Annotated in this window: 23 protein-coding genes; 5 read left to right on the forward strand and 18 right to left on the reverse strand. The window is 63.8% G+C overall.

Annotated features, from left to right (window positions below; genetic code table 11):
- Positions 1–19: 19 nt before the first annotated feature.
- Genes TTER_RS14035 through TTER_RS14060 form a run of 6 tightly spaced genes read right to left on the reverse strand, consistent with a single transcriptional unit; the run spans position 20 to position 7,348 of the window.
- Positions 20–1,201: a nucleotidyltransferase domain-containing protein gene (locus TTER_RS14035; RefSeq protein ID WP_012876708.1), complete on the reverse strand. Its 1,182-nt coding sequence runs from the start codon at positions 1,199–1,201 to the stop codon at positions 20–22.
- Complete coding sequence (locus TTER_RS14040) at positions 1,191–2,405, reverse strand: glycosyltransferase family 4 protein (protein ID WP_012876709.1); 1,215 nt, start codon at positions 2,403–2,405, stop codon at positions 1,191–1,193. The genes TTER_RS14035 and TTER_RS14040 overlap by 11 nt, the downstream gene beginning before the upstream one ends.
- Entirely contained in the window at positions 2,395–3,372 is a 978-nt protein-coding gene (locus TTER_RS14045; protein WP_012876710.1) for a glycosyltransferase, read from the reverse strand. The genes TTER_RS14040 and TTER_RS14045 overlap by 11 nt, the downstream gene beginning before the upstream one ends.
- Positions 3,369–5,180, reverse strand: a complete 1,812-nt coding sequence (locus TTER_RS14050) for a nucleotidyltransferase family protein (protein WP_012876711.1) — start codon at positions 5,178–5,180, stop codon at positions 3,369–3,371. Before TTER_RS14050 ends, TTER_RS14045 begins: the two co-directional genes overlap by 4 nt.
- Complete coding sequence (locus TTER_RS14055) at positions 5,181–6,230, reverse strand: NAD-dependent epimerase/dehydratase family protein (protein ID WP_012876712.1); 1,050 nt, start codon at positions 6,228–6,230, stop codon at positions 5,181–5,183. It abuts the gene before it with no gap.
- A complete protein-coding gene (locus TTER_RS14060) occupies positions 6,227–7,348 on the reverse strand; it encodes a glycosyltransferase (RefSeq protein ID WP_012876713.1) in 1,122 nt (373 codons plus the stop codon). The genes TTER_RS14055 and TTER_RS14060 overlap by 4 nt, the downstream gene beginning before the upstream one ends.
- A 195-nt stretch (positions 7,349–7,543) precedes the next feature.
- Between TTER_RS14060 and TTER_RS15160 the strand changes: the two genes are divergently transcribed.
- The 3 genes from TTER_RS15160 to TTER_RS14075 all read left to right on the forward strand — a co-directional run bounded on the left by TTER_RS15160 (position 7,544) and on the right by TTER_RS14075 (position 10,575).
- Positions 7,544–8,551 (forward strand): glycosyltransferase family 2 protein, encoded by a 1,008-nt coding sequence (locus TTER_RS15160; RefSeq protein ID WP_012876714.1) that lies wholly within the window; start codon positions 7,544–7,546, stop codon positions 8,549–8,551.
- Positions 8,548–9,477 (forward strand): glycosyltransferase family 2 protein, encoded by a 930-nt coding sequence (locus tag TTER_RS14070; RefSeq protein WP_012876715.1) that lies wholly within the window; start codon positions 8,548–8,550, stop codon positions 9,475–9,477. Before TTER_RS15160 ends, TTER_RS14070 begins: the two co-directional genes overlap by 4 nt.
- Positions 9,478–9,663: 186 nt before the next feature.
- Positions 9,664–10,575 (forward strand): glycosyltransferase family 2 protein, encoded by a 912-nt coding sequence (locus TTER_RS14075; RefSeq protein WP_169302709.1) that lies wholly within the window; start codon positions 9,664–9,666, stop codon positions 10,573–10,575.
- Between the two features lie 12 nt (positions 10,576–10,587).
- On the opposite strand, the gene TTER_RS14080 is transcribed toward TTER_RS14075, so the two are convergent.
- Positions 10,588–11,907, reverse strand: a complete 1,320-nt coding sequence (locus TTER_RS14080) for an ABC transporter ATP-binding protein (RefSeq protein WP_012876717.1) — start codon at positions 11,905–11,907, stop codon at positions 10,588–10,590.
- Positions 11,908–11,912: 5 nt separating this feature from the next.
- Complete coding sequence (locus tag TTER_RS14085) at positions 11,913–12,800, reverse strand: ABC transporter permease (protein WP_012876718.1); 888 nt, start codon at positions 12,798–12,800, stop codon at positions 11,913–11,915.
- Between the two features lie 256 nt (positions 12,801–13,056).
- Between TTER_RS14085 and TTER_RS14090 the strand changes: the two genes are divergently transcribed.
- Positions 13,057–13,569 carry an acyltransferase gene (locus TTER_RS14090; RefSeq protein WP_049823085.1) on the forward strand — a complete coding sequence of 171 codons (513 nt, stop codon included), beginning with the start codon at positions 13,057–13,059 and terminating at the stop codon, positions 13,567–13,569.
- A gap of 73 nt (positions 13,570–13,642) precedes the next feature.
- Positions 13,643–14,671: a sulfotransferase family protein gene (locus TTER_RS14095; RefSeq protein ID WP_012876720.1), complete on the forward strand. Its 1,029-nt coding sequence runs from the start codon at positions 13,643–13,645 to the stop codon at positions 14,669–14,671.
- Positions 14,672–14,679: 8 nt separating this feature from the next.
- On the opposite strand, the gene TTER_RS14100 is transcribed toward TTER_RS14095, so the two are convergent.
- The 10 genes from TTER_RS14100 to TTER_RS14145 are packed head-to-tail and all read right to left on the reverse strand — an operon-like array spanning position 14,680 to position 25,460.
- Positions 14,680–15,567, reverse strand: a complete 888-nt coding sequence (locus TTER_RS14100) for a sulfite exporter TauE/SafE family protein (protein ID WP_012876721.1) — start codon at positions 15,565–15,567, stop codon at positions 14,680–14,682.
- Positions 15,560–16,741 (reverse strand): glycosyltransferase, encoded by a 1,182-nt coding sequence (locus tag TTER_RS14105; protein WP_012876722.1) that lies wholly within the window; start codon positions 16,739–16,741, stop codon positions 15,560–15,562. The genes TTER_RS14100 and TTER_RS14105 overlap by 8 nt, the downstream gene beginning before the upstream one ends.
- Positions 16,742–16,743: 2 nt before the next feature.
- Positions 16,744–18,228 carry an O-antigen ligase family protein gene (locus TTER_RS14110; RefSeq protein ID WP_012876723.1) on the reverse strand — a complete coding sequence of 495 codons (1,485 nt, stop codon included), beginning with the start codon at positions 18,226–18,228 and terminating at the stop codon, positions 16,744–16,746.
- On the reverse strand, positions 18,225–19,442 hold the full coding sequence (locus TTER_RS14115; RefSeq protein ID WP_012876724.1) for a Wzz/FepE/Etk N-terminal domain-containing protein: 1,218 nt from the start codon (positions 19,440–19,442) through the stop codon (positions 18,225–18,227). The genes TTER_RS14110 and TTER_RS14115 overlap by 4 nt, the downstream gene beginning before the upstream one ends.
- Positions 19,432–20,574, reverse strand: coding sequence for a DegT/DnrJ/EryC1/StrS family aminotransferase (locus TTER_RS14120; protein WP_012876725.1), 1,143 nt, complete (start codon positions 20,572–20,574; stop codon positions 19,432–19,434). Before TTER_RS14120 ends, TTER_RS14115 begins: the two co-directional genes overlap by 11 nt.
- Before the next feature lie 19 nt (positions 20,575–20,593).
- The gene (locus TTER_RS14125; protein WP_012876726.1) at positions 20,594–21,574 is read right to left on the reverse strand and encodes an alpha-ketoacid dehydrogenase subunit beta; all 981 of its coding nucleotides are present in this window, start codon (positions 21,572–21,574) and stop codon (positions 20,594–20,596) included.
- Entirely contained in the window at positions 21,568–22,575 is a 1,008-nt protein-coding gene (locus TTER_RS14130) for a thiamine pyrophosphate-dependent dehydrogenase E1 component subunit alpha (protein WP_012876727.1), read from the reverse strand. Before TTER_RS14130 ends, TTER_RS14125 begins: the two co-directional genes overlap by 7 nt.
- A complete protein-coding gene (locus TTER_RS14135; protein WP_012876728.1) occupies positions 22,575–23,672 on the reverse strand; it encodes a NeuD/PglB/VioB family sugar acetyltransferase in 1,098 nt (365 codons plus the stop codon). The genes TTER_RS14130 and TTER_RS14135 overlap by 1 nt, the downstream gene beginning before the upstream one ends.
- A complete protein-coding gene (locus TTER_RS14140) occupies positions 23,662–24,753 on the reverse strand; it encodes a Gfo/Idh/MocA family protein (protein ID WP_012876729.1) in 1,092 nt (363 codons plus the stop codon). Before TTER_RS14140 ends, TTER_RS14135 begins: the two co-directional genes overlap by 11 nt.
- A 29-nt stretch (positions 24,754–24,782) precedes the next feature.
- Positions 24,783–25,460 carry a sugar transferase gene (locus TTER_RS14145; RefSeq protein ID WP_012876730.1) on the reverse strand — a complete coding sequence of 226 codons (678 nt, stop codon included), beginning with the start codon at positions 25,458–25,460 and terminating at the stop codon, positions 24,783–24,785.
- Between the last annotated feature and the right edge of the window lie 62 nt (positions 25,461–25,522).

The raw sequence follows: 25,522 nt of genomic DNA on the forward strand, positions 1-25,522 counted from the left end.
TGAGCTCCGCCCCCGCGGTTCAGGGAGAGGCTCCCTCATGGCCTGGCCCGCGCCTGAGGCAGCTGTACCCTATGACCAGTGGCCAGGCGAGCCCCCGGGCAAGGCCCAGCAGCGCGCCGCCAGCGCCTCCTCCGCCGGCACACAGGTAGGTGCGGTAGGCCCTCAGGACCCTGCCCGCGGGCTGCAGCATGAGGCAGTAGGCCAGGCGAAACTGGTTGGCTCGGAGGTTGTCCACGGCTGGAGGTCGCAGGACCCATAGGGGCCCCGCGAGCCCGCGCACCACCGCCCTCCTGAAAGTCCCCGGAGACAGGGAGCGCGTGACCCCGTCCGGCACGGGCGTACCCAGGAGTTCCCTGGCATGGGACAGGGCGAAGAACAGGAGGGTCTGGGCTCGCCAGCGCCGGGCTATGCGCTCCACCAGCTGCCAGTCGGGACGCTCCTGCCTGACCAGCCGGTCGATATCCACCAGCAGCCTGAGGAGCCCCGTGTCGTGCTTTGGCAGGTGCAACGCCAGGAAGACGAGCAGCTCCTCCGATGGCAGGCTCATCTCGCCGCGAGGCTCGCGGGTCTGCTGGGCCCTCGCCCACAGTCTCTCCAGGTCCACGGGCACGAAGCTTGGGTCTGTGAGGTTCCAGTGCAGCTCCACCACATGTCCGCCGTGTGCCGATGCCCTGGCTAGCGGCACACCGTGGAAGGGATGCGAGAGCTGGCCAGGCCTGGGTTCTCCGAGAGGAGAGTATCCCATGGCGCGCAGGATCTCGCAGGCCCTCTCCCTGTCCCCCGGCTTCACCAGGAGGTCTATATCCCCGCACCTGCGGGCATCCAGCCCCGGGTAGAGCCGCCTGAGCAGGCTCACGCCCTTGAGCGGGATCACCGCCACCCCCTCATCCTGCAGCGCTCGCTCTATCCTGTCCAGCTCGGCGGCCGCGGACATGTTGGCCATCATCACCAGCAGCCTGCGCTCCTGGATGTTGGACAGCACCTCCGGGGGCGCGCAGGCTCTCACCGCGCTCCACAGCGGGCTGTACGGCAGGACCGGGACCACATCCTGGCTGTGGGCTATGGCGAGCAGGCGCGGCCAGTCGAAAGGCTGCGACAGCAGGTGGGCTGCCTGCTCATCGGCCCGGCTGCCGGGCTCGGCGCTGGCCAGCAGGAGCAGCAGGCGCTCCTCGGGGGTCAACTTGTAGGAGTCAGCTGGCATCGACCTCCCTCGCCACGTCCAGGGCCGGGGCGCTCTCACTACCCGCCAGCAGCCCCTCGTACACGCCCAGGTAGACCTTCTTCTGCTCCGACCATCTGTAGCGGGCATATAGCTCAGAAGCCCGCTTGACCATGCTCGCCCTGCGCTCGGGGTCACGATGCAGCCCCACCAGCACCCGGGCCAGATCCTGGGGATCGCCGGGTCGGAAGTACGCCACAGCACCCTCCGGGAAGTAGCGCTCGAAGGTCTCCCAGCGGGATATCACGACCGGCACGCCCAGCGCCACGTACTCCATCAGCTTGTTGGGCAGCACGAGGTCGTTCAGCATGCCCACGTACCCCACATCGGCCGTCGCCAACGTGGACAGCAGCTCTTCCAGCTCGACGAAGCCGCGGAAGATAACCCTGCCCTCCAGCCCCAGCCCGGCCACCTGCTCCCGCAGGCGGTGCTCGTACTCCCCCTTGCCAAAGATCTGGAGCTCGGCGTTCGGCACGCTCTCCAGGAAGATGGGCAACGCATCGATCAGGGTCTGGATGCCGTACCTCTCCAGGATGGAACCATGGGTCACGATACGAAAGACGTCCCGGTCCTTCCTCGCGGCCTCGGGAGGCTTGAACACCGCATCGTCGGCGGAGTTCAGCACGACCGTGAGCCTGGAGGGGTCGGCTCCCCGCGAGAGCGCCAGCCTCCTGGGCAGCTCCTGGGTAACTATCACCTGATCCGCGAGCTTGTAGGTCACGCTCTCCAGGGCCCCGAGCGCCCGCACCACCGGGTGGTCGGCGGGCAGTCCCTTCAGGTAAGCCAGCAACTCGGGCATGTTGTCGAACACGTAGAACACGATCGGCGTGCCGGTGAGCTTGGGCACGAGCGCGGTGAAGATCAGGATGTCGGGCATGTTGTCCACCTCGACCACGTCGAACCCCTTGATGAGGTGCAGCCAAGACACCTGCAGGAAGGCCAGCAGCGCGAACGAGGTGTACTCCCATAAGTAGCGCAGGGGAGAGCCCCTACGGTGCTCGACCGGCATGCGGAGCACCCGCACCCCGTTGATCTCCTCCCTGGCCGGCTGCCCCTTGCGTCGGAGGACTATGACCGTCACCTCATACCCGGCCTGGGCCAGGGCCTCAGCATCCCTGCGCACGTGCGTGTCGGGATAGTAGTTGTGGCGCACTATGCAGATCGACCTGCGAGCTCTACCTCTCATGTACTGGATACCTCTCAACGGTTTCTCTCACGCCCAGGGCGTGCCTGTACACCTGCAGCACCTGCAGGGCCACGTGCTCCCGCGACAGGTGCCCTATGTGCTCCCTGCCATTGGTACGCCTTGGACTTACGAGCACCTTCACCAGCGCATCCGCTATGAGCTGCGGGTCGCGCTCCACCAGGTAGCAGCCCTCGGTCCCGCTGACCACCTCGGGCACGTCTCCGACCCTCACGGAGACCACTGGCAGGTTGCACGCCATCGCCTCCTTGACGACCATGGGGGAGCCCTCCAGGTCTGAGGTGAGCACCAGCGCATCGCAGGCGTTCATGTAGATCGGCACCAGATCGTGGGGCTTGCCGGTGAGCAGCACGAGCTCGGCCTCCGGCAGGTAGGTCTTGACGTGCTCCATGGACCTCTCCACGAGGTCGAACCTCTTCTCGGGGCGCCAGTAGTCCCCGGCCCACAGCACGAGCGGCACACCCTGTGGCAGGCCCGCACGCTCCCGCGCCTCGCTCCTGGGCATGGGGTGGAAGACCTTCAGGTCCACGCCACAGGGGATGACCCACCCGTCCGCGTCCCCAAGGGTGCTCCTCACCTCCTCGGTAACGTGGATGACCTCATCGAAGAGCGGCGTCATGATCCTGCACAGCGGCGCCTGCCAGGGGGGTTGACCCAGCACCTCCGGACCGTGGTGGGTGAGCACCACCTTGTATCCCCACTGCGCGCGGGCCACCACGCCTGCCAGGACGTAGTGCGCGTGGATGAGATCGTATCTGCGCCGCAGCAGCCTGTACCAGAACCTGGGGAAAGCCCACAGGTAATTCCAGGTGCTCTTGCGCCCGTTGAAGTACAGGACGTCCACGTCCACGCCCAGTTCCCTGAGCGACTCCACCTGGTCGTGCACGAAGGTGCCGAAGGAGGGCATGTCCTCCGTGGGGTACATGTTGGTCACCACCAGCACTCTCATCGAGCATTCCTCCTCCGCCACACTGGGTCGGGCACGTTCCTCTGACTGGGGTTGGATACGAACAGGGCGTTGAGCCAGGTCTCGAACCTGCCCATGTAGATCTGGAAAGCCTCCCGGATGATGGGATCGTTCAGGTCGGCGAAATCCCCGCGGCCCGGCACTACCCGCAGGCCGAACCTGTCCGCCAGCTCCAGATACAGCCGGCGCTCCGCATCCAGCTCGCTGTGCCAGGGTTCTTCGGGCTTACGTGCCCGGGCATCGGAGGGTTCCAGGTCGAGCAGGTAGCCCAGATCAGGCCTGGGGACGACCCTGAGCATGAAGGCGATCGCGGCCCTGGTCATGCGGTCCTCCTTGGGCAGGGAGGCGAGCACCTCCACGGCAGCATCGTAGATGTAGCGATCGCACACCACTATCTTGCCAGTCCTGGCCCGCAGGTGCACGCCCACCAGGTAGCTGAGTACCTGGTCCAGCGCCACCCCCCAGGTCCACCCCCATCTAAGCAGCGGGTGGGCCAGCTCCCTGCGCCTGCGGAGCACGGCGTCCGGGTTGGAGGCGCGCCGATTCCTGCGGAGCAGCGCCCTGGCCCGGGAGGCCAGGGCCAGCAGGCCGGTGGAACCTCCCCGGCACCAGAAGTACCTGGCCTGCAGCTCGCACAGGGAGAACGCCTCGGCCAGAGCCCTGGCGTGGGCCGTCTTGCCGGAGCCATCGATCCCGCTGAAGCTGACCACCATCCCCGCCTGTGGCCTTATGCCGGACTTCAGCTTGAGTCCCCACAGGAGCGTGAGCAGGGTGTCTCCGACCTTCTCCCTGGGGGAGCGTTCGAGATCGGACATTATCTTGCCGTAGTACAGCACCTTGCAGAACGGGTAGGAGAGATCCAGGGGCAGATCGACGCTCGCCGAGGACCTGATCGCCTCCAGCCGCCTCCAGACGAGCGGGCGCGCCCGTGCTACCTGCTCGAACCGCTCGAGCTGGCCAGGGGGCACCAAGCTGTGACCGAACATGGCGTGCTCCACCCAGGAGGACACCAGTAGCATGAAGGCCAGGCCTTCCTTCCAGCCGCGGCGGCCCGCCACGTCCAGCATGTAGCCCCAGTCGATCTGAGGCGCGGACTCGAGGGCGTGCCGCACCCTCATCACATCCACCAGGCGCAGCTCCTTGTTCTCGTAACAGGCGTGGGCCAGGTTGATCAGGATGGCGTCCTCGGGGGAAGGCACGTTCACGCCGGGATCATCCGTCGTGGGCCTCATCCTCTCCCAGACGAGGGCGTCATCGAGGAAGCCCACGAACCAGGCTATGCGCTCGTGCACGTGTATGGCCGAGACGCACCTGCCGTCGTGAAACCTGCGGAATAGGTACTTGCCGGGCTCCTCGACGTTGCGCACCTCCACGTACCCCATCTGCCTGAGCACCTCTCGGGCGACGTAGGCCTCCTCCGGCCTGAACAGGACGTCTATGTTGTCGCTGGTGTGCGGGAAGGACGGGTAGCTACCGGCCGACTTGATCATCAGGCAGCTGACGCCCCGCTCCAGCCAGGCGAGGCGCGCGAGCTCGAACTCCCCGCGCTGGGTATCGTACCAGGCCCTCTCCTCACAGAGGGCATCCAGGAAGTCGGGATCCTCGCGCAACCAGCTGGGGGCACGGTGGGACAGGGCCAGCAGCGGGTACTTGTTCCTGCGCAGCCACCGCACCAGGGGCTGCACCGAGAGATCATCCGGGGGTGGGGCCAGCTCTCCGTGGGCGTGCAGGCTGGCGAACACCTCCAGCTCTCTCGATAGCTTGCTGCTCGGGAGGGTCAGCGCGATCATCTAGACGACCTCCAGGGGGGAGGCATGGCGCCGCCTTGCGGCCTCGAGCACCCTCCTAAAGCCCTCTTCAAGGCTGATGGAGGGAGCCCAGCCCAACAGCTGCCTTGCCCGGGACGGGTCGGCGTAGCGCGCCTGCACCCCCACGGGCTTGTCCACCAGGGGCTTGATCTCGGGCTCGTAGCCTTCCAGGCGCGCGAACATCGCGGCAACCTCCAGGAAAGTGGTGAGCTTGCCGGAGCCTATGTTCACCGCGCTGCCGTCGCTTATGACCTCCACGGCCCTGAGCATGGCCTCCACGCAGTCATCGATGTGCACGAAGTCCCTGCCCTGTTGGCCGGAGCCCCACACGGTCAGTGGATCCTCCCTGCGGGCTGCCCTCGCGGCGATGGCGGGCACAGGGTAGGACTCATCCTGATCCTCGCCGTACCCCGAGAACGGCCTGACGCAGGCCACATGCAGGCCGTACTTCTGGGCTGCGATCCTGGCGAGGTACTCACCCGTGAGCTTGGCCCAGCCATAGGTCATGTCGGGCATGCCCAGGCGCCCCCGCTCGAAGTCGATCATGTCCTCCCTCAGGGCCACGTGCCCCTCGCTCTCCTGCAGGTCTACAGGGTAGGCCGCGCTCGAGCTGGCGTACAGCACCCGATCGGGATTGGCCCTTATCGCCCAGTTGAAGAACTCGGCGTCTATGGAGAGGTCGGTGGCCACCGCGAGCGGGTCTCCATCTATCTTCATCCTGCCTCCCACCACGGCGGCCAGATGGCACACCAGGTTAAAGGGAGGCAGCATACGGGCATCGATCGCTGCCCTCAGCACCTGTCGGACATCGCCCGGGATGAAGGTCAAGCTGGCACCGCCCGGACAGACGTAGGTCGCAGCGCCATCGGTCCGACGGATCGTGCGCACCGCCGGGACCCACCCTTCCGGAGGCTTGCCCGTGGAGGTGTTATCGATCACCCACACATCCCATCCCTCAGCTAGCAGCCGGCTTACCACGTGCCGGCCCACGAACCCACAGCCACCTGTGACCAACGCGGTTCCACCGCTCATGCTTCTCTCACCTCCTGCAATGCTTGCCCTGATCGATTTTGAACGCCTGCCTCGGCGCCCCGGTGCAGGCAGCGCTCCAGCAACATCTCCGCTATGCGGGACCAAGAGTACCTGTCCACCAGCGCCCTGTTGCCCCCCGGCCTCTCGGCCGCGAGCTGGATCGTCGCCTGCAGCAGCTCCTCCCTGGAGCTGCAGAACCTCAGTGCCTGGTGGGGGCCTTCGCCGAACAGCTCCACCAGGCCGCCGAACTTGGTGGTGGCCACGGGCAGGTCGCACGACATGGCCTCCAGCACCGACAGCGGCACCTCTATAGCGTTGTCCGTCGACTCCACGGGGAAGAGGTAGCAGTCGGCCATCTGGTAGAGGCTCTCGACCCGAGGCACGTAGTCCCTTATCAGCTTTACGCCCGCCGCCTCCAGCTCCCTGCCCAGCTCATCGTCCTGGGCCATGCTGGAGCTGACCACCAGCACCGCCTGCAACCCCCGGCGCGCCAGATCCCCGAGCACCTCCACCCTTCTTCCCCTCACCAGGTGGCCCACGTGGAGCACGACCGGCCTGGACGCGTCCAGGCCGTAGATGCCCCTTAGCTCCGACCTGGCAGGCTCCGGCAGGGGGGCGAAGGTGTGGGTGTCGATGCCGCTGGGCAGCAGCATGCAATCGAGTCCCAGCCCCTCGAGATAGATCTTGTTGGGTTGCGATTGGGCGCAAAGCGGCCCCGGCGCCAGCAGCCTGAGCACCGGTCGCTGCCATGGTCTGTGGTACCTGGTCTGCAGGGCGAGCATCGCTACCCTGGCCCGGGGGCTGTAGGTCTGCAGCAACCTGGCCCTGAGTATCGAGAAGAAGGTGGCCGATCCCCTGGCAGCGTACAGGATGAGGTCGGGCCCGAAGGCAGCCAGCTCCCTCCGCAGTCGATAGCTCAGGAAGGTCTTGCTCGTGGGCACAAGCCGCACTCCCGGCAGCTGGACGGGACCCTTCGTGGATATCACCCTGATCTCGGTCATCTCCGCCAGCGCCCTGCTGATCTCCCAGGTGAACTTCTTCACGCCCTCGTCCGGTGGGCCGGACAGATCCTCGCTGATCACGCACACCTTGGGCTTGCCTGTGTTAGTTACGGTCAACTCAGCCTCCCTTTGGGGATTACACGGTCAGTTTAGTCCTCGGCAGTCTAGGGCCCGTTGAGTCCAAGTAAAGATCGCGTTGAGCACCATCGCTTTCCCGCAACCCCCAAAGTGAACCAAATCTCAACCTATGCTCAATGCCGAGTGCCGAGAATAGCCCAGGGAACACGTGCGAGGAGGTGGAACAACCGCTCAATGCCCATTGCACCATCTATATCGGTAATAATCCCGTGCTTCAATCGCGCTCGCTACCTTCGGGCATGCCTGGAGTCGCTAGGAGACATCATGGAGGAGGACTGGGAGGTCATAGTAGTCGATGACGGTTCCACCGAGGACATAAGGGCTGTGGTGGAGTCCGCGCTTCCCTCAGCACGCTACATCAGGCAGGAGAACCAGGGTGCTGGTGCCGCAAGGAACACGGGCATAATGGCCGCCAACGGGAGGTATCTGAGGTTCCTGGACTCCGACGACTGCCTGATAGCGGGGGAGGGGCTAAGGCTGCAGGCGGAGATCATGGATGCCGACCCGGACATCGGGCTGGTGTACGGGCAGGCGATCAAGGTGGACGAGGGAGGCAACCCCATAGGGGTGCGCAGATCCCCCTGGCCAGGGGGAGACTACGTGCGCGCCGGGTTGGACGAGATGGCCAAGCTGCTGTTCTACAGCTATATGACCACATCCACCACCCTGGTGAGGAGAGCGGCTCTGGAGACGGTGGGAGCTTTCAGGGCGGACCTGCCGACCGGACAAGATTGGGAGCTGTGGCTTCGGATAGCCAGGCATTACAAGGTCGGCTACGTCGACACACCCATAGCTATCTACAGAGTGCATGCAGACAGCATCACAGGTAAGAAATTAGCCAAGACTATGCTAGCAACACATACTCAGGTGTTAAGAGAGCTACTCAGTGATCCAGAGGTAGCACGAAGACATGGCAAGCTGCACCCCAGCATAAGAGTCAACCTGCAGTTGCGTGCATCGCACATGGCCTGGATAAGCGGGCAAAACGCTGAGAGCAGAGCGTACGCCATAGATGCATTGCGCCTAGTACTGACTGCACACAAGTGGGGATACCTAGCACCATCTCTCAGGATGCTGGCTATCAGCATCTCTCCTTTGGGGGTCACCAGGAGACTAAGGTCCTTGACAAACGGCTTAAGTTTCCGAACGAGCAAGCTACCTGAGATAACCACAAGGAGATGAAGGTAGGGATCTGCATAGCAACGTATAGGCGCCCTCAAGCTCTGGAGAGATGCCTCCGGAGCTTAGGAGAAGCCCGCATCCCCCAAGATGCGGAGATAGAGGTATTCGTGGTGGACAACGACCCAACTGCATCAGCAAAGCGCGTAGTGGAAACCCTAAGCCCAATCCTAACCTTCCCCCTCCATTACTGCATCGAACCCAGGAAGGGCATACCCTTTGCCCGCAACAAGGCAGCACGATTAGCGGCAAGCTGCACCTTTATAGCCTTCATCGACGACGACGAGACCGTTCACAGGGATTGGCTAGTACATCTGCTGGAGGCGCAGAGGAGATTCGAGGCGGATCTTGTGGCCGGGCCTGCATTGCCGGTGCTCGATCCTCAGGCTCCTGAGTGGGCCTTGACGAGCAGGCTGTTCCATAAACGCAGGATGCCTACAGGCGAGCGCATAGATTGGGCGAGCACCTGCAACTGCCTGGTGCGTACCTCAAAGCTGTTCGAGATCCCAGGTCCTTTCGACCAAAGGCTAGCAAACACCGGTGGTTCAGATCGATTATTGACTTTGCAGCTATCCAGACGAGGGTGCAAGCTTGTATGGTGTGATGAAGCCCTGGTGATGGATCACATCCCCTTGGAACGCACGACTGCTAAGTGGTACCTGCAAAGAAAGTACAGAGAGGGCAATACTATAGCCGTGTGCGAGGCCCTGCTTCCCCCCAACATACGTAAAGGAATGCACAGAGTTGCAGCCAAAGCACTGCTTTCCCTAGTACTGACCCTACCGCATACACCTCGGCTGATCGTTCCAGATACTGCAACCAGGCTCAAGATCCTTGGCAGGCTTCTCACGAGCATTGGTATCCTAGCGGGACTCCTGGGCCATAGATATCGCGAATACGATAGGCAGCCGCCCAACAACACACCGTAGCAGTAAGTAAATACCACTCTGTATTAATATATATCTCAACACAATCTTAACCGTCTACATGTACACTGATATCGTACACAGAAGCATGATATTATGTTCGAAGGTGTACATATGTCGGCTAATGCAAGTTGCAAGATGCTTCTTGACACCGGGCGAGCAGCCGCTGCTGCTACCGTTGGGGTGTGCGTGATCACCTACAAGAGACCCAAAGGCCTCCACAGATGCCTCCAGTCCCTCCAACTCCTCCAGTTCAGACTCTCCTCCACACCCCACATCTCCATCTTCGTCGTCGATAACGACCCCTCAGCCTCCGCTCAACCCATCGTCCAACAACTCCAAACCCTCTCCAAATGGCCCATCACCTACGACGTCGAGCCCATCAGAGGCATCTCCTACGCCCGCAACCGCGCAGTCTCCCTGGCCAAAGACTGTGACTTCATCGCCTTCATCGATGACGACGAGTACGCCGACCCCTTCTGGCTGGATGAGCTGCTGGAAACCCAGAGACTCCACAACGCCGACGTCGTCGCAGGCTCCGTCATCCCAGAGTTCGAGGGCAAGCCGCCTGCCTGGGTCGTCGACGGCGGGTTCTTTGAGAAGAGGTGGGCCAAAACCGGGGAGGAGATCCGCTCGGCGCACACCGCCAACGTGCTCATCAGGAGGCAAGTGCTCGCGGGAGTGGAGGGGCCGTTCGATCCTCGTTTCGCCCTGACCGGAGGCTCCGATACCCTGCTCTCTCTGAGGCTGAAGAGGACTGGATCCAAGATCGTATGGTGCGAGCGCAGCGTGGTCTGGGAGTCCATACCTCCAAGCCGGAGCAACTTTTCCTGGGTGATCAGGAGGGCCTACCGCATAGGCAACACGAGGGTACGGTGCGAGAAGGCGCTGCCCCCCAACCTCAGGCGGAGCATGCGCAGCCTGGTGATGGGAGCGGGCTTCACTTTGCTGAGGGAGAGCCTCAAGCTAGCGCCATCGCTGCTGCTGCAGGGCAAGGTCAGGGCGATCAAGAGGCTGACGTGGATGGCCACGGCCTGTGAGATAATCACGGGCTTCCTGGGTATCGGGTACGAGGAGTACAGGCAGATCCACGGCAGCTAGCGGCGGCAGAGCCTACAGGCCGGGATCGCCGCTGAGCACGAACAGCCGCTCCGGCGCGGACACCTGCCAACGATGCTCGACCAGCACCGACCCCTGATTGGCCGGTGGGAGGCGCCCGGATCCAAAGAAATCTCCCGGCGCGACGTCGAGGATGCCAGCCCCCTGCACCCAGTCGGCCAAGTCTGACCCCACCCTTGAGTACACGTTGAAGGTGTACCTGCCGGGCTGAAGCGGCAGACGGGGGATGAAGCACTCGAATGTCCCTTCCGGTGGTACCTCTTCGAAGTCGCTCCCGCTGGTGTTGGAGGCCAGGTGGAACAGCTTCTCGTCGTACATGCCGTGGATGGGCATCGAGACGTGCACGTTGCGCAGCGGCCTGCCATCCGAGGATCGGTAGTGCAGCAGCAGCTTGATGGCCTGGCCGGTCATGGGCTGGGGGAGAGGTTCCCCGGTGACCGCGTCCACCACGGTAACTCCGGTGAACTTCAGCCTCTGGTTGCCCTTGCGATCCGTGCGCTCCGCAAGCGGGATGGACGCGCTCTCCATAACGGCCTTTAGATAACCTTCTATCACCTGCCGGGTGTCACCATCGGCGGACACCGTGCCACTCTCCAGCAGGATGGTGCGCTGGCAGAGGTTGAGTATCGCCTCCATGTTGTGGCTGACGAAGAGCACGGTACGCCCTGCCCTCGCCACATCGCTCATCTTGCCGAGGCACTTCTTCTGGAAGGCCGCATCACCCACGGCCAATACCTCATCCACCAGCAGGATCTCAGGCTCTAGGTGAGCAGCCACCGCGAACGCCAGCCGCAGGTACATGCCGCTGGAGTAGTGCTTGACAGGAGTATCCAGGAACTTGGAGACCTCGGCGAACTCCACGATCTCATCGAACTTCCGCTCGATCTCGGACTTCGGCATGCCCAGGACCGCCCCGTTGAGGTATATGTTCTCCCTGCCGGTGAGCTCGGGATGGAAGCCCGTGCCCACCTCGAGCAATGAGCCCACGCGCCCGTGGATCATGGCATAGCCCGCCGTGGGCTCCGTGATCCTGGAGAGCACTTTGAGCAGCGTGCTCTTGCCCGCACCGTTGCGGCCGACTATACCGACAACCTCGCCTTGTTTGATCTCGAACGATACATCCCTTATGGCCCAGAACTCCGGGCGATACTTGCTCCCAACGGAGCCTCGAGCTCGACCAGCGAGGGTGCCGATGGCCCTGATGGGAATAGACATACTCTGCGCAAGGGTATCCCTTAGGGCTTTGTACCGCTGCCTCTCACCTATAAAGTACCTCTTGCCCAGTCCATGGGCCTGAATAGCCAACTCTCCCACCTGATCTAACCTCCAGATCCTATAACATCAACGAAGGTGCGCTCGCACCGGCGAAACCATGCCATGCCGCTCAGGAAGATCGCTCCACCCACGACGGCCGACATCGCCATCAACTGCCAGGGCAATGGACCGACGCCCGTGACCGCCCAACGGAACCCCTCCACGACCCCAGCCATGGGGTTGAGCCCATACAGCAGGCGCCACTGCTCGGGTACTAGGCTGGTGGGGTAAACCACCGGCGTGATGAACAGCCAGAACTGATTGAGGAAGGGCATCGTGTAGGCCACATCGCGGTACTCCGCGTTGAGCGCCGACAGCCAGAAGCCCACCCCCAGAGCCGTGACCAGCATGAGCACCAGCACAAGCGGGACCAGCAGCAGGCTAGTGCCCGGAGTCACCCCGTAGATGACCATGAGCACCACTAGCAAGCCGGTGGAGACCGCGAAGTCCACCATGCCCGCGAGCACCGTGGCGGAGGGCACGATGATGCGAGGGAAGTAGACCTTGGTGATCAAGCGCCGATCGTTGACCAGGCTGGAGGCCGCGCTGGTGATCGCCCTGGAGAACAGCTGCCATGGCATGAGTCCCGCGTAGGCGAACACCGGATAGGGCACGTTCCCCGAATCCACTTTCGCCAGCTTATTGAAGAACAGCAGGAACACGATCATCATCGCCAGGGGCTGCAACACCGCCCAGGCGGCGCCGATCGCCGTCTGCTTGTACCTGACCTTGACCTCTCGCCAGGTCAGGAAATATATGAGTTCCCTGTAGTTCCACATCTCCCGCAGGTCGATCAGGTGCCAACCACTGGTGGGCTTGATCATCACCATTCTGGGGGACCTACCCTTTGCCGCCTCCGCAACCGACACAGGCACGAGCTCATCAACAGCCATTTGCACTCCTTGCTGCGAGTTTTCCACAATCCAGTGTCATATTAGTTGCAGCCAGTTATCCAGAGGTCTACGACAGGTTGAGAAAGGGTTCAGCCACCACCGTGTCAGGGCCCACCCACCGGCAATCGATCGCAACCAACCCCCACAACTATCTATACCTTTTGTAAACCACACATTACTAGACTGAAAGATCATACACAGGTACGGACAGCGGAGGTGTGGCCGTGCTTCGGAGGCTTGCATCCCTAAGGAACAGGTGGATGGTAGCAGCGCCGTCAGGCAGGGACTGCGGATGGGCAAGAACGTGCGCATCATGGGGAAGCCCAGGTTCGGCAGCGAGCCCTACCTGATAAGCATAGGGAACAACGTCACCATCTCCCACGATGTGGCTTTCCTCACGCACGACGGCGCCACCTGGGTGTTCAGAAGGCAACCCGAGTACAGGGGCTTGATGCGCTTTGGGCGGATAGATATAGAGGACGACTGCTTCATCGGCGCCAGGGCCATCCTCATGCCTGGGATACGCATAGGCAGGAGGGCCATAGTGGGCGCGGGAGCCGCCGTCACGCGATCCGTACCGCCCAACACCGTGGTGGCGGGCTTACCAGCGCGGCACATATGCAGCACGGACGAGTACATCGAGCGCGCCCTGGGCCGATGCTGCCGATACCCGGAGGAGGTGCTCAGGGACAGGCGCAAGCTGAAGGAGGTGCTCCTGCAGGAGCTCGCGCCCGTGGAGGAGGCGGGAGCCCAGATCTCAGGGTTTTAACCACCAAAACCTACCTTATCCTCAACAGCAAGGGCATACCCTAAGGAAGACAGCTCACAAGGGGGTATGCAAGTTGACCAGCACGGACCTGAGGACGGCCGCGGCCGATAGGCCGTACCTGCAATCGACTATCCATCCAGATCGTGGATCACCGAACCTGCGCTCGAGGGCGCGGAAGGTGGCCAAGAGCTTCCTGAGCATCCACCGACCGGACGGCAGCCACAACATATTCCTGTTCTCGCTGCCCCGCAGCGGCTCCACCTGGTTGATGGAGCTGGTGCAGACCCAACCCGGGTTCAAGACCTGTGATGAACCCCTGGACCTGCGCAACCCGTTCGTGCGTGCCCATTCGGGGTTGACCGAGTGGGTGCAGCTCTACAGGTCGGCCGACATGCCGACCATCGCGGCGTATTTCGATGGCTTCTGTCGGGGGTCTCTGCACTTCATGGACCCCAACCCTGTATCCAGGTACTACCGGCCGGTGACGCGTCGCATAGTGTTCAAGATGATTCATGGCTGCGAGCACAGGCTGCGTTGGTTTGCGGACAAATTCAACGGCAGGATAATTTACCTCATCCGGCACCCCATAGCGGTCGCGCTATCCAGAGAGTCCTATCCCACGCTGCTGCCCATGCTGCGCACGGAGTACGCCGACCACTTCACTGCCAGGCAGCTTGCGGCGGCCGAGAAGGTCATCAGGCACGGCGATAAGCTCGAGTGCGGGGTGCTCTCATGGTGCCTGCAGACGAGCGTGCCGCTGCGCCACAGGCAGGATGACTGGGTGGTCATCTCCTACGAGCAGATGGTGGAGGAGCCCCAGAGGATCGTGGAGTATGTCTGCTCCCGACTGGGGCTCCCCTATCCAGATCGGATGCTGAGGTGGATCGACAAGCCCTCACACGTGAAGTACAAGTCAGACCAGGCGACGCAACAGGTGCTGGAGAGCCGAGATGCCGAGAGGCGTCACTGGCTGGTGCGCAAGTGGCGAGAGAAGGTATCTCCGGAGGATGAGATGCGAGTAATGAGCCTGCTGGAGGAGTTCGAGCTGGACGCGTACTCCCCGGGAGAGCCCATGCCAGCCGCCCACCTGATGGTAAGCTGAGCTCGCGTTCAGATCTCGAGGCCTCGCTGCAGGTTGGAGTAGAACCTCTCCACCAGCACAGCGCAAGACGCCACGGCCAGGGCGACCAGCCACAAGCCCCCTACCAGCAGGTAGGCGGTCAGGGCGGCAACACCAGGCAGCCTGAAGGTCTCGAGCATCGTATGGGCATTGGATAGCAGGATCAGGCCCCCTACAGCTACCCCCAACAAGCTGGGATGCATATGCCTCACGAGCCAGGCCGCGACGGGGGCGGCGATCGCCCCGCCCAGGAGCAAGCAGGCAACGATGGGGAAGGCTATGCCTCCTGAGCTAATGGTCAGCAGAAATCCCAGGCTGGCAGCACAGGACACCAGGAACTCGCTCGTGTCCACCGTCCCCACCACCTTGCTGGGGTGCATGCGGGAGGCCACCATCAGGGTGGGGGTGGCCACCGGACCCCACCCACCTCCCCCCATGGCGTCCAGGAACCCCGCCACGCCGCCTGTGACCACCAGGGTCCTGGTGGAGGGATCAGCCCCGTGCGGGATACCCCTGCCCAGCAGGAACCTGAGAATTAGATAGCATCCCAGGCAGAACAGGAAAGCGGACACCCAGATCTTGGCTAGGTGTACAGGCAGCCTGCCAAGCAGCAGGGCGCCCGACAAAGCCCCCACCGCCCCTGGCAGGGCTATCCTCCTGGCCACGTGCCAGTCGACGTTGCCGAACTTGGCATGGGACAGCCCGGAGATCAGGGTGGTGCCGATCTCGGCCAGATGGACGCTGGCGCTGGCCAGGACGGGCGACATCCCCACCACCAGCAGCAGGGTGGTGGACGTCACTCCGTACGCCATGCCCAGGGAACCATCTATGAGCTGCGCGACACAGCCGGCCAGGGCGACGAGCAGCAGCTTACGCATCGTCCCCGACGCTCAGGTTGCGGGCGAAAGTCGCAGCCGTGGGCGCCCCCTTGCGCGCCATGAGCTGCATGTAGATCTCCTCGTACTGCCTGACCATGTGCTGGAGGCTGAAGGACTCCCTCACCATCCGCTGCGTCCGTTCGGCCAGCTCGGTGGCCTCCGCCCAGTGCCCCAGGAGCCACGACAGCTTCGCGGCCAGGGACGCGGGATCGTCGGGCTCCACCAGGTAGCCCGTCACCCCGTCGCGGATCAGCTCCCTGTTCCCGCCGACGTCGGTGGCCACGACGGGTCGCCCCAGCGCCATCGCCTCTAGCACGGAGTTGGAGCAGCCCTCGTTGTCCCTGGAGGCGGATACCAGCAGGTCAAAGGCTCCCAGGAAGTCCGCCACGTTACGGCGGTACCCAAAGAAGACCACCCGATCGGACAGCCCTAGCCTGTGGGCGAGCGCCTCGAGCTCACCACGCAGGGGGCCATCGCCCACCAGGGCGTACCTGAGCTCCGGACGGCCCTCCGAGAGGGCGCCGGCGGCCCGCAGGAGAACATCTTGCCCCTTGGCCGGCGTGAGGCTGGCCAGCATCCCCACCACCTTGGAGCCCGGGCCGGCCCCTAGCTGCCGCCTTATGGCGGCGACCTCGGATGGGTTGGGGGAGAGGCGTTCGAGGTTGATGCCGTTGTAGATCACCCTGATGCGGGAGGCGGGCAGCCCTCGCTCGATCAGCAGTTGCCTGCCCGCCTCGCTGTTGGGGATCAGCACGTCGGCGTAACGGCTCATAGCGTCCTCGAGCGCGCGGTAGGTCCTGTAGCCCGCTCCCCGTCGCCGGCGGACTCCGCACCTCTCGGTAACGATCTTTACCCTGACGCCCACGAGGAAGGCGGGCAACAACCCGAAGAAGGTGGAGGGAGTCAGGAAGGGCTGCACGATATCCACCCTGCGCTCCACCAATATCCTGGCTATACGCCACAGGGGGGACAGGTCGTACTTGCCTCCGCGGTGGAGGTCGATCACCTCCGCCCCCTCGACCGCCCTGAATTCCGGCTCCAGTGCTCCTCCCGGGTAGAGGGGAGCGACTATGGGATGGAACCTGGACTTATCGAGCCCCCTCACCAGCTCCAGCAGCTGCTGTTCCGCCCCGCCTATCTTCAGCTCGTTGACGGGATACAGGATCGTGTACATCTTCACCTCCCCAAGGGTTCTTGCTGGCTGCGCTGCCTGGCCAGGTAGGCGGCGTACAGCCTCGACAGGCTGTCCAGGCGCGCAAGACGCGCCAGCACCACAGAGAAGCCCGCATAGATCCAGAGCACCGAGCTGCTGTCCATGTAGTTATGGTAGGCGGAGTTGACGGCATAGAGCACGACTCCCCCTACGCAGCCCGCAGCCAGGCCGCTGATCAGCCTGTCGGAGTGGCCCAGGGCTGACATGTAGTTCCGGATCATCCCCCAGAAGAGCGCCAGGTAGGCCAGCAGGGCGAATATGCCCCAGGAGGTCCACACGCTGAGGAAGTCGTTGTGAGGTCTCTCCTTGCCCACGGCGCTGGTCCCCCCGGCAGCGTCGGCGCTAGTGTTGAGCTCATCGACGTACTGGGCCGAGACCTCCTCGAAGTGCTCGTGCCCTATGCCGAGTATCGGGTGGTCCATCGCTATGGCGAAGCCCACGTCCCAGAGCGCCTGATGGGAGGCGGCGCTGCGATCGTCCTCGGCCGTCTTGTAGTACCTGGAACCTATCAGTCCTGTGCCCCTCAGCAGCTGGAATGCCACCACCGCCAGCAGCACCATCGCCAGGAGCGCTATCCGAACCCTGCCCTTCAGGCACAGTGCCAGAGCGACCGTGGCGGGCGCGAGCGCGAAGAAGGCCGAGCGGGTGTACGAGAAGTTCAGTCCTCCTACCAGCAGCAGTATCCCAAACAGGGCGAGGATCCTCCTCCTGCCGACTCCAACCGCGCTCGAGAAGAACACACCCATGAGAGGCATGACGACAAAGGCTATCTGGTTGGCCAGCGTCACGGGGCTGGAGCTGAACCCGATCGATCTACCTTTCCAATCCCGCACGGTGTTGGCATCACCCAAGCCGTAGGGAGCAATGCTGGGTGCGTAGTGCTGCAAGATAGAGGCTATCGAGACCACCACCGTGATGAGGCAGAGCGCCGTCGCCAGCTTCTTCACGTCCCGCACGGTGGCGACAACCGCTATGATCAGCACCATCGCCAGGAGCTGGGTCGTCTGGTAGCGGGCGTACTTGATCACGTAGTCGGACTCGGAGTAGAGGGCATTGACCGCAGTGGCGATCACGAGCAGCAGCAGCGCCGGCAGCAGCACCCTGCGGCAGAGGGGATCCGAGAGAGACACTCGCCTGAGCATGGGCAGCGACACGATGAACCCCAGCAGCACCACTAGCAGCCTGAGGCTCATGCCCAGATCACCTACGTAGTAGGAGGAGAGGGTCATCTCCGTGAGCAGTACGGGCATGGCCGCCCACGCGGGGGAATTGAGAACCAGCAGGATGGAGGCTAGGCACAGGCCAAGCACCAGGCTGCCCTGCTGCTTGCCGGGGATGGGCAGCACCAGGCTGATGGCCATCGCCGCCAGGACGACCATCAGCAGGATCAGCCTCAGGTTCATTCCTGAGGCTCGGCGCCCCCTGAGGGCTTCGGTCGCCAGGGTCATCTTTCCTCCGCCTTCACGGCGGCGCTGCCGTTGAGCGCCTCACGAGGCACGCCGGCCCTCTCTAGCGCCTGGATCAGCTTGTCGACGTCCACGTCGTCCTCGTCCCCATGCTGCCGCTTGCGCCTACGCCTGATGCTGTCTATCAGGAACGCTAGCCCCGCCATGAGTAATACGCCTCCGGCCAGGCCCAAGAGAAGCATTTTCTTCTTGCTCGTGGCGACTATTGGCGTCGAGGCGTCGCCGTACTGCACGAGGGGTGAGACGGCGTTGTGTGCGTCAAGCTGCAGCTGAGCATACTGGTTAGTCAGGCTCTGCAGCTGCTGGCTGTAAGCGTCGGCCAGGGCTGTGGACACGGTAGGATCCGTGTTGCTAGGTAGTTTCTGGATCTGCACCTGCACGTCTCGCAGCTGCGTGTTCAGGTCATCGATGTTCTTCTGGATGCTCGTTATCTGCTGGATCAACGTGTGCTGCCACTGTTGCCTGAGCTGCTGCAGAGTGGTGTCCGTCCCAGCGGAGGGGTTGCCTCTGTCGGCCTCGCGCTGCCTTTGCAACTCTTCCTGGTAGGACATCTGTAGCTGCAGCAGCCTGCTCTGTGCATCGGCTATCTGCTGCTGCAGGTCCTGCTGCTTCCTCTGCAGCTGGGCGTTGAGCAGCTTGTCCCGGGTGAAGTTGATCTGGTCCTGCAGCTCCTGCATCCTGGAGTCGAGGTTCTCCCTGGCGCGCTCGTTCACGACCCTGACGGCCACCGCGCTGAAGGAGTTGGCGATCGTCCTGGCCCTGTTGGGGTCGGGGTCCTTCACGACGACGCGTACGAAGTTGGAGTTGCGCACGGTCGATACGTCGACCTTACCGCTCTGCAGAGCCACCTGGAGCCGCGCCTGCGACATCGCGATCCCCTTGACTCCCAGGTCCTTGCTGACCTGCTCAAGGACGTAGGGGGAGGACAACTCGGCCGCGAAGTTCTCGGCCGCCTGCTGGCTCTGGTTGACATCGCTGGTGAGGGTAGCACCAGTCTGCTGCACTTGGATGTAGGCCGTGCTCTGGTAGGGCACAGGGCCGTAACGCAGGTAGGCCATAGCCGCCAGCCCCCCGAGGATGGCTCCTATAAGCAGCAGCCACCACCACCTGGTGATGAACTCCACGTACGGGTCCCTTCCCTGGTTAGTGGGAGGCATGAGGGGTATGTAATCATAGGGATAGGTACTACTGGACAACTGTGCTTACCTCCTGGGCTACAACTCTGCGCAGGCAGTCCGCAACGTAGGCCACCTGCACTCCACTCATCTCTGGAAACATCGGCAGGGAGAGTATCCTCCTGGCCACCTGCTCGGTCACTGCCAGGTCGCCGGCCAGCCTCCCCACGCCCTTGGCGGCCTTCTGGAGGTGCACGGGGATGGGGTAGTGGATGCCGGTGGACACCCCCCTGCGAGCGAGCACCTCGCGCACCCTGTCCCGCTCATCGACCTGGATCACGTAGAGGTGCCAGACATGCTCCACACCGGGACGCACCGTCGGCAGGACCACTGGCAGTTCGCTCAGCACGCGCGCGTACGCCTCCGCGTGGGCGCGCCTGCGCGCGTTCCAGTCATCGAGGTATTTGAGCTTTACCCTGAGCACGGCCGCCTGGATCTCGTCCAGGCGGGAGTTGACCCCCATCTCCACGTGCTCGTACTTGCGCACCGACCCGTGGTCCCGTAGCCTGCGCACGCACTCAGCCAGCGCCTGCGAGTTGGTGGTGACGGCACCCGCATCGCCGTAGGCGCCGAGGTTCTTCCCCATGTAGAAGCTGAAGGCCGCGGCGTCACCGAAGCTGCCGACCCTGCGCCCCCTGATGGTGGCGCCGTGGGCCTGGCACGCGTCCTCGATCACCGCCAGGCCGTGCCGATGGGCTATGGGCAGGATGGCGTCCATGTCCGCCGGTTGGCCGTAGAGGTGTACGGGCAGTATCGCCCGCGTGCGTGGCGTGATGGCGGCCTCGATCTTGGAGGGGTCCATGGTGTAGGTGTCCGGATCCACGTCCACGAACACCGGGATCGCGCCCACGTTGACTATGGCCTCGACGGTGGCTATGAAGGTGTGGGAGACGGTGATCACCTCGTCTCCCGGGCCCACGCCACAGGCTCTCAGCGCCAGATAGAGCGCATCCGTGCCGTTGGCGACGCCGATAGCGTGCCTGACACCGCAGTAGTCGGCGAACTCCTGCTCGAAGGCGTGCACGTTCGGCCCCAGGAGCAGCTCCATGCTCTCCAGGGCGTCCCTGATCGCCTCCAGGACCTCTGCCTCTAGGGACTGGTATTGAGCTCGCAGATCAACGAATGGTACTGCTATCACTGTATCAAGCTCCATATAATTCCTTCCTTTCTGGCTAACCCTCTAGGCTGCTCAGGCAGCCCTCAATGATGTCCTCAAGCTGCGGCACGACCCGCGCCTCCAGCGGTCCCGCGGACGGTATGGGGCTGTCCTTGGCGGCCACGCGGATCATCCTCCCCCCAAGCGCCCCGGCGGTCTCCGCCAGGCGGGAGCACACCTCAGCGCCCACCCCGCCCGTGCCTTCCTCCACGCACACGAGCCGGTGGGTGCGCCCAAAGGAGCGGGACAGCGTGGTGACGTCCAGGGGTTTGAGGGTGCGCAGGTCGATCACCTCGCAGCTCACGCCCTCGGGCTCGAGGACAGCCGCGGCCTCGAGGGCGTGCTCTACCATCCGACCATAGGTCGCGATCGTCACGTCCTCGCCCTTCCTGAGCACCTTGGCGGTGCCCAGCGGCACCGGCGGTATGCCCTCGGGCACAGGACCCTTCTTGGGGTACAGCAGCTTGTTCTCTATGAACACGACCGGGTTGGGATCCCATATGGCGCTGCGGAGCAGGCCGCCGGCATCCGCCGGGCTGCTGGGAGCCACCACCTTCAGCCCGGGCACCTGGATGAGCCAGGACTCCAGGCTCTGCGAGTGGCTGGCGCCGTAGCCCCTACCCGCGCCGGCCGGCGTGCGCACGACTATGGGCACCGAGTACTGGCCGGCGTACATGTAGTGGATCTTGGCCGCGTGGTTGACCAGCTGGTCCATCGCCAGGGTGATGAAGTCCATGAACATGATCTCCACCACCGGGCGGAGGCCCGTCATGGCCGCGCCCACCCCGACGCCCACGTAGGAGTTCTCGGAGATGGGCGTGCGGATGACCCTCTCGGGGCCGAACCTCTCCAGGAGGTCGCCGGCTACCCCGAAGGCACCGCCGTTGGCGAAGTCCTCGCCTATGAGGACGACCGAGTCGTCGGCCTCCATCTCGCTGCGCAGCACCTCGTACAGCGCATCCTTATAGGACATCTCCATGGTGGCCGGGGCTACCATCGGGCCGCTCCCGTCAGCACGCCGACCCTGCGAGCTGAGGTCGCGGGCTCGGCTGCAGCGTACACTCCCTCGAGGGCCTCCTCCTCGGCGTAGCGCGCCGCGAGGGCGTGCTCCACCGCGAGATCCATCTCCTGTTGCACCTCCCGTTCGATATCGATCAGCAGCATCTCGGGCACGCCCATCTCCAGCAGGTCGCGCCGGAGGTTAGCTATCGGGTCGCGCCTGGACCACTCCTCGATCTCCTCACGAGGGCGGTACTTGGTGCCGTTGTCGCTCTTGGAGTGACCGCAGAACCTGTAGGTCTTCAGCTCCAGGAGCGTGGGCCCCCCGCCGGAGCGCGCTCGGTTGATGGCGACCGCGGCCACGTCCCGGACGACCCTCACGTCCATGCCGTCGGCCGTGACGCCCGGTATGTTGTAGGCTGCCGCCCTGACCGCTACGTCCCGCACGCTCGTGACGTCACAGCTGGGAGTGAACATCGCGTAGCCGTTGTTCTCGCACACGTAGACTATCGGGAGCTTCCACACGGAGGCCATGTTGAGCGACTCGTGGAAGGTGCCTTGGTTGGCTGCGCCGTCGCCGAAGAAGCACAGCACCACCTGCCCGGTGCGCCTGTACTTGGCGGTGAGGGCCGCGCCCGTCGCCACGGGGATGCCTCCCCCGGTTATACCGTTGGTGCCCAGGAAGTTGATCTCCTTCACCGCGATGTGCTGGGAGCCTCCCTTGCCACGGCAGAAGCCCGTCTCGCGCCCGCATATCTCGGCGATGAGCCTGGCTGGGTCGGCCCCCTTGGCTATCAGGTGGCCATGGCCTCGGTGGGTGCTCACCACGTAGTCCTCGGGCCGGGAGGCCGCGATCACGCCCACGGCGCTCGCCTCCTGCCCTATGGAGAGGTGGGCGGTGCCCATGGTCAGGCCGCGGCTGAACAGCCAGCCGATCTTCTCCTCACACTTCCTGATGCGCAGCATCTGCTGGTAGTAGCCGATAAGTTCGTCCTTCATCACGCTTCTCCTCTACGGCTCTCGCCGATCACTTTGGCCGGCACCCCGCTGACCACCACGTCGTCCGGCACGTCGTTCATCACCGCAGCGCCGGGAGCTATGATCACGTTGCGCCCAACGTTCACGGTGGAGTTGATGGCCGCTCCCACCCCCACCAGGACGTTCTCCCTCAGGGAGACCACTCCGGAGAGCACGCAGCCCGGGGAGAGGTGGGAGAAGTCCCCCAGGTAGCAGTCGTGGGCCACCACCGCCCCCACGTCGACTATCACCCCCTCGCCTATCGTCGTCCCGGGGCCCACCACTGCGCCGGCCTCCACCAGCGCACCGTCCCCTATGGTCACGCCCATGCCGACTATGGCCCTGGGATCCACCAGGGGGATGATCCGCAGACCTATCTCCTGGGCGATGCGCCTGTGCACCCTGCGCCTCACCTCGGAATGGAAGGACAGGGCCACGCCATCCACCTCACCCGAAGCGGCTATGCGGGCCAGCTCATCGAACCCACCGAGCACCCTGTAGCCTCCAGCTTCCCCGCCCCGCATGTCCGGGTTATCGTCTATGAGCCCCACGACCTCGATGGTGTCCAGGTGGCGGGTGACCTCGAGCAGCTGCTTGGCCCCCAGGCCAGCACCGTAGATGACGATGCGGGTGCGCGAGGGTTCCGGCGCGGGCGTGGCGGGGAGGGCTCCCCGCTGCCTCAACCTCTCCCTTATGGCGCGAGGGTCCAGCTTGCGCGGGGCCTCCTCCGAGGGACTGTCCTGTGGAGCGTGGTGCCAGGACTCGTACACCTGCTCCACGTGGGCCCCTGCGCCCTGCGGGGAGATGGTGGCGCGCGCCAGGATCTCGGAGATATCCTCTTCCGGGGCGGCTATGACGGCCACGATCTGGTTGACGTCGGCGTATTCGCCTTCCGGTACCAGGATCTTGCGCAGGACACCTGCCGCCTCCGCCTCCAGCTCGACGTTGACCTTGTCGGTCTCGATCTCGGCCAGAGGCTCACCCGTCACCACGTGGTCGCCCTCGCGCTTGAGCCAGCGCAGTATCCTGGCCGACTCCATGTTCATGCCGAGCTTGGGCAGGATCACCTCAGTGGCCATGTGCCACCCCCGATACGGCCATGCCGTCCTTGCCGGCTCCCACTAGGCGCGAGCCATCGAGGAGGCCCATCAGGGGCTTCCTGACGCCCCCCTCCTGCAGGGAGCGATCGGCCTGCTCGAGGATGCGGACCACCTGCAGGCCCTCCCTGCCGTCCGTCGTGGGGGTGGTACCGTGGCGGATGGAGCTCACGAAGTGCTCGCACTGCACGGCCAGCGGCTCTCGGAAGGGCACGTACGGGATGTGCACGCCCCCGTACCTGTACTCCAAGTGGAAGTCGCTGAACTTGTCGGTCACGTAGGTACGCTCGACGCCCTTGTCGTAGATGCGTATCTTCTCTACGTCCGCTACGTCGTTGCACACGACCATCTTCCTGCTACCGACCACGGTGACGCGCCTTACCTTGCAGGGGTCCAGCCAGCTCAGGTGCACGTGGGCCAGTATGTTGTGCGGGAAAGCGAACTCCGCGTACACCACGTCGTGCACCCCGGGGCGCACGTGGGCGCTGCCGTGGGCGCTCACCGACAGCGGCTCCATGCCCAGGATGTACCGCAGGATGGACACGTCATGAGGCGCCAGGTCCCACAGCACGTTGATGTCGGGCTGGAACAGCCCCAGGTTGAGCCTGGCGGAATCCACGTAGTAGATGTCGCCCAGCTCGCCACTGGCGATGATCTCCCGCAGCGCCTGGATGGCCCCGTTGTACACGAAGGTGTGGCCCACCATGAGGACCAGGCCCAGGCGATCGGCGATGGACACCAGTTCCTCGGCGTGCTCGGACCTATCGGTCAGGGGCTTCTCCACCATGACGTGCTTGCCGACGAGCAGGGACTGCCTGGCCAACTTGTAGTGGGTACGTATGGGGGTGGCGATCACCACGGCATCGACATCTGAGGCGAGCATCTCGCCCACGCTTGTCGTGACCTTGACGCCTGGGTAGTCCCTGTGCACCTTGCCCAACTTGGCCTCATCCAGATCCACTACCCACTCCAGGATGACCCCGGACATCTCAGCGAAGTTTCTAACGAGTTTGGGCCCCCAGTAACCGAAGCCTACGATACCAACTTTCAGGTCTCCCTCCATAACCTCTCTCCCTTCGGACAGAATCCAAGCTACCTGCAATCCCTGGCCAGCAGGACCACCGGCAGGGTCATGAGCAGGATCCACAGGTCCAGCATGAGCCCTCGCCTGCGTACGTACTCTAGGTCCAGGGCCACCATCTGCTCGAAGGTAGTCCTGTTGCGGCCCTTGACCTGCCATAGGCCGGTGATGCCCGGCTTGACGGTAAGCCTTCCAAGCTGTTCCGGCTTGTACTGCTCCACCTCGTATGGGATGGGGGGCCTTGGCCCCACGAGGCTCATCTCCCCTCGCAGCACGTTCCACAGCTGGGGTAGCTCATCGAGGCTGGTGCGTCGCAGCCACCTGCCGATCCTGGTGACCCTGGGGTCGTTAGGCAGCTTGTAGAGGCCATGCTCATCGCGCAGGCTATCATCCCCCTCGGCAGCCATCAGCGCCAGCACGTATTGCTTGTGCAGGGACTGGTCGGCGTCCACGTACATCGTGCGGAACTTGAGGCAGGTGAAGAGCCTGCCGCCCTGGCCGACGCGCTGCTGGCGAAAGAGCACGGGCCCAGGAGAGTCCAGCTTGATGAGGACGGCGCAGATGAACATCACCGGCGACAGCAGCACGAGCATCAGGACCGCGCCCACCAGGTCAAGCGCGCGCTTGCAGATGGCGTAAAGCCTCAGGTCACTCCGCTCGAGTAAGGGCAGCTCCAATGCTTCCTGCATATCAGATCTCCTCGGGACCCTGCACAACAGCAAGGGGTTGTGTGAACTAAGGATGATGTTAG

This window comes from Thermobaculum terrenum ATCC BAA-798 (assembly GCF_000025005.1).
GTDB classification, from domain to species: domain Bacteria; phylum Chloroflexota; class Chloroflexia; order Thermobaculales; family Thermobaculaceae; genus Thermobaculum; species Thermobaculum terrenum.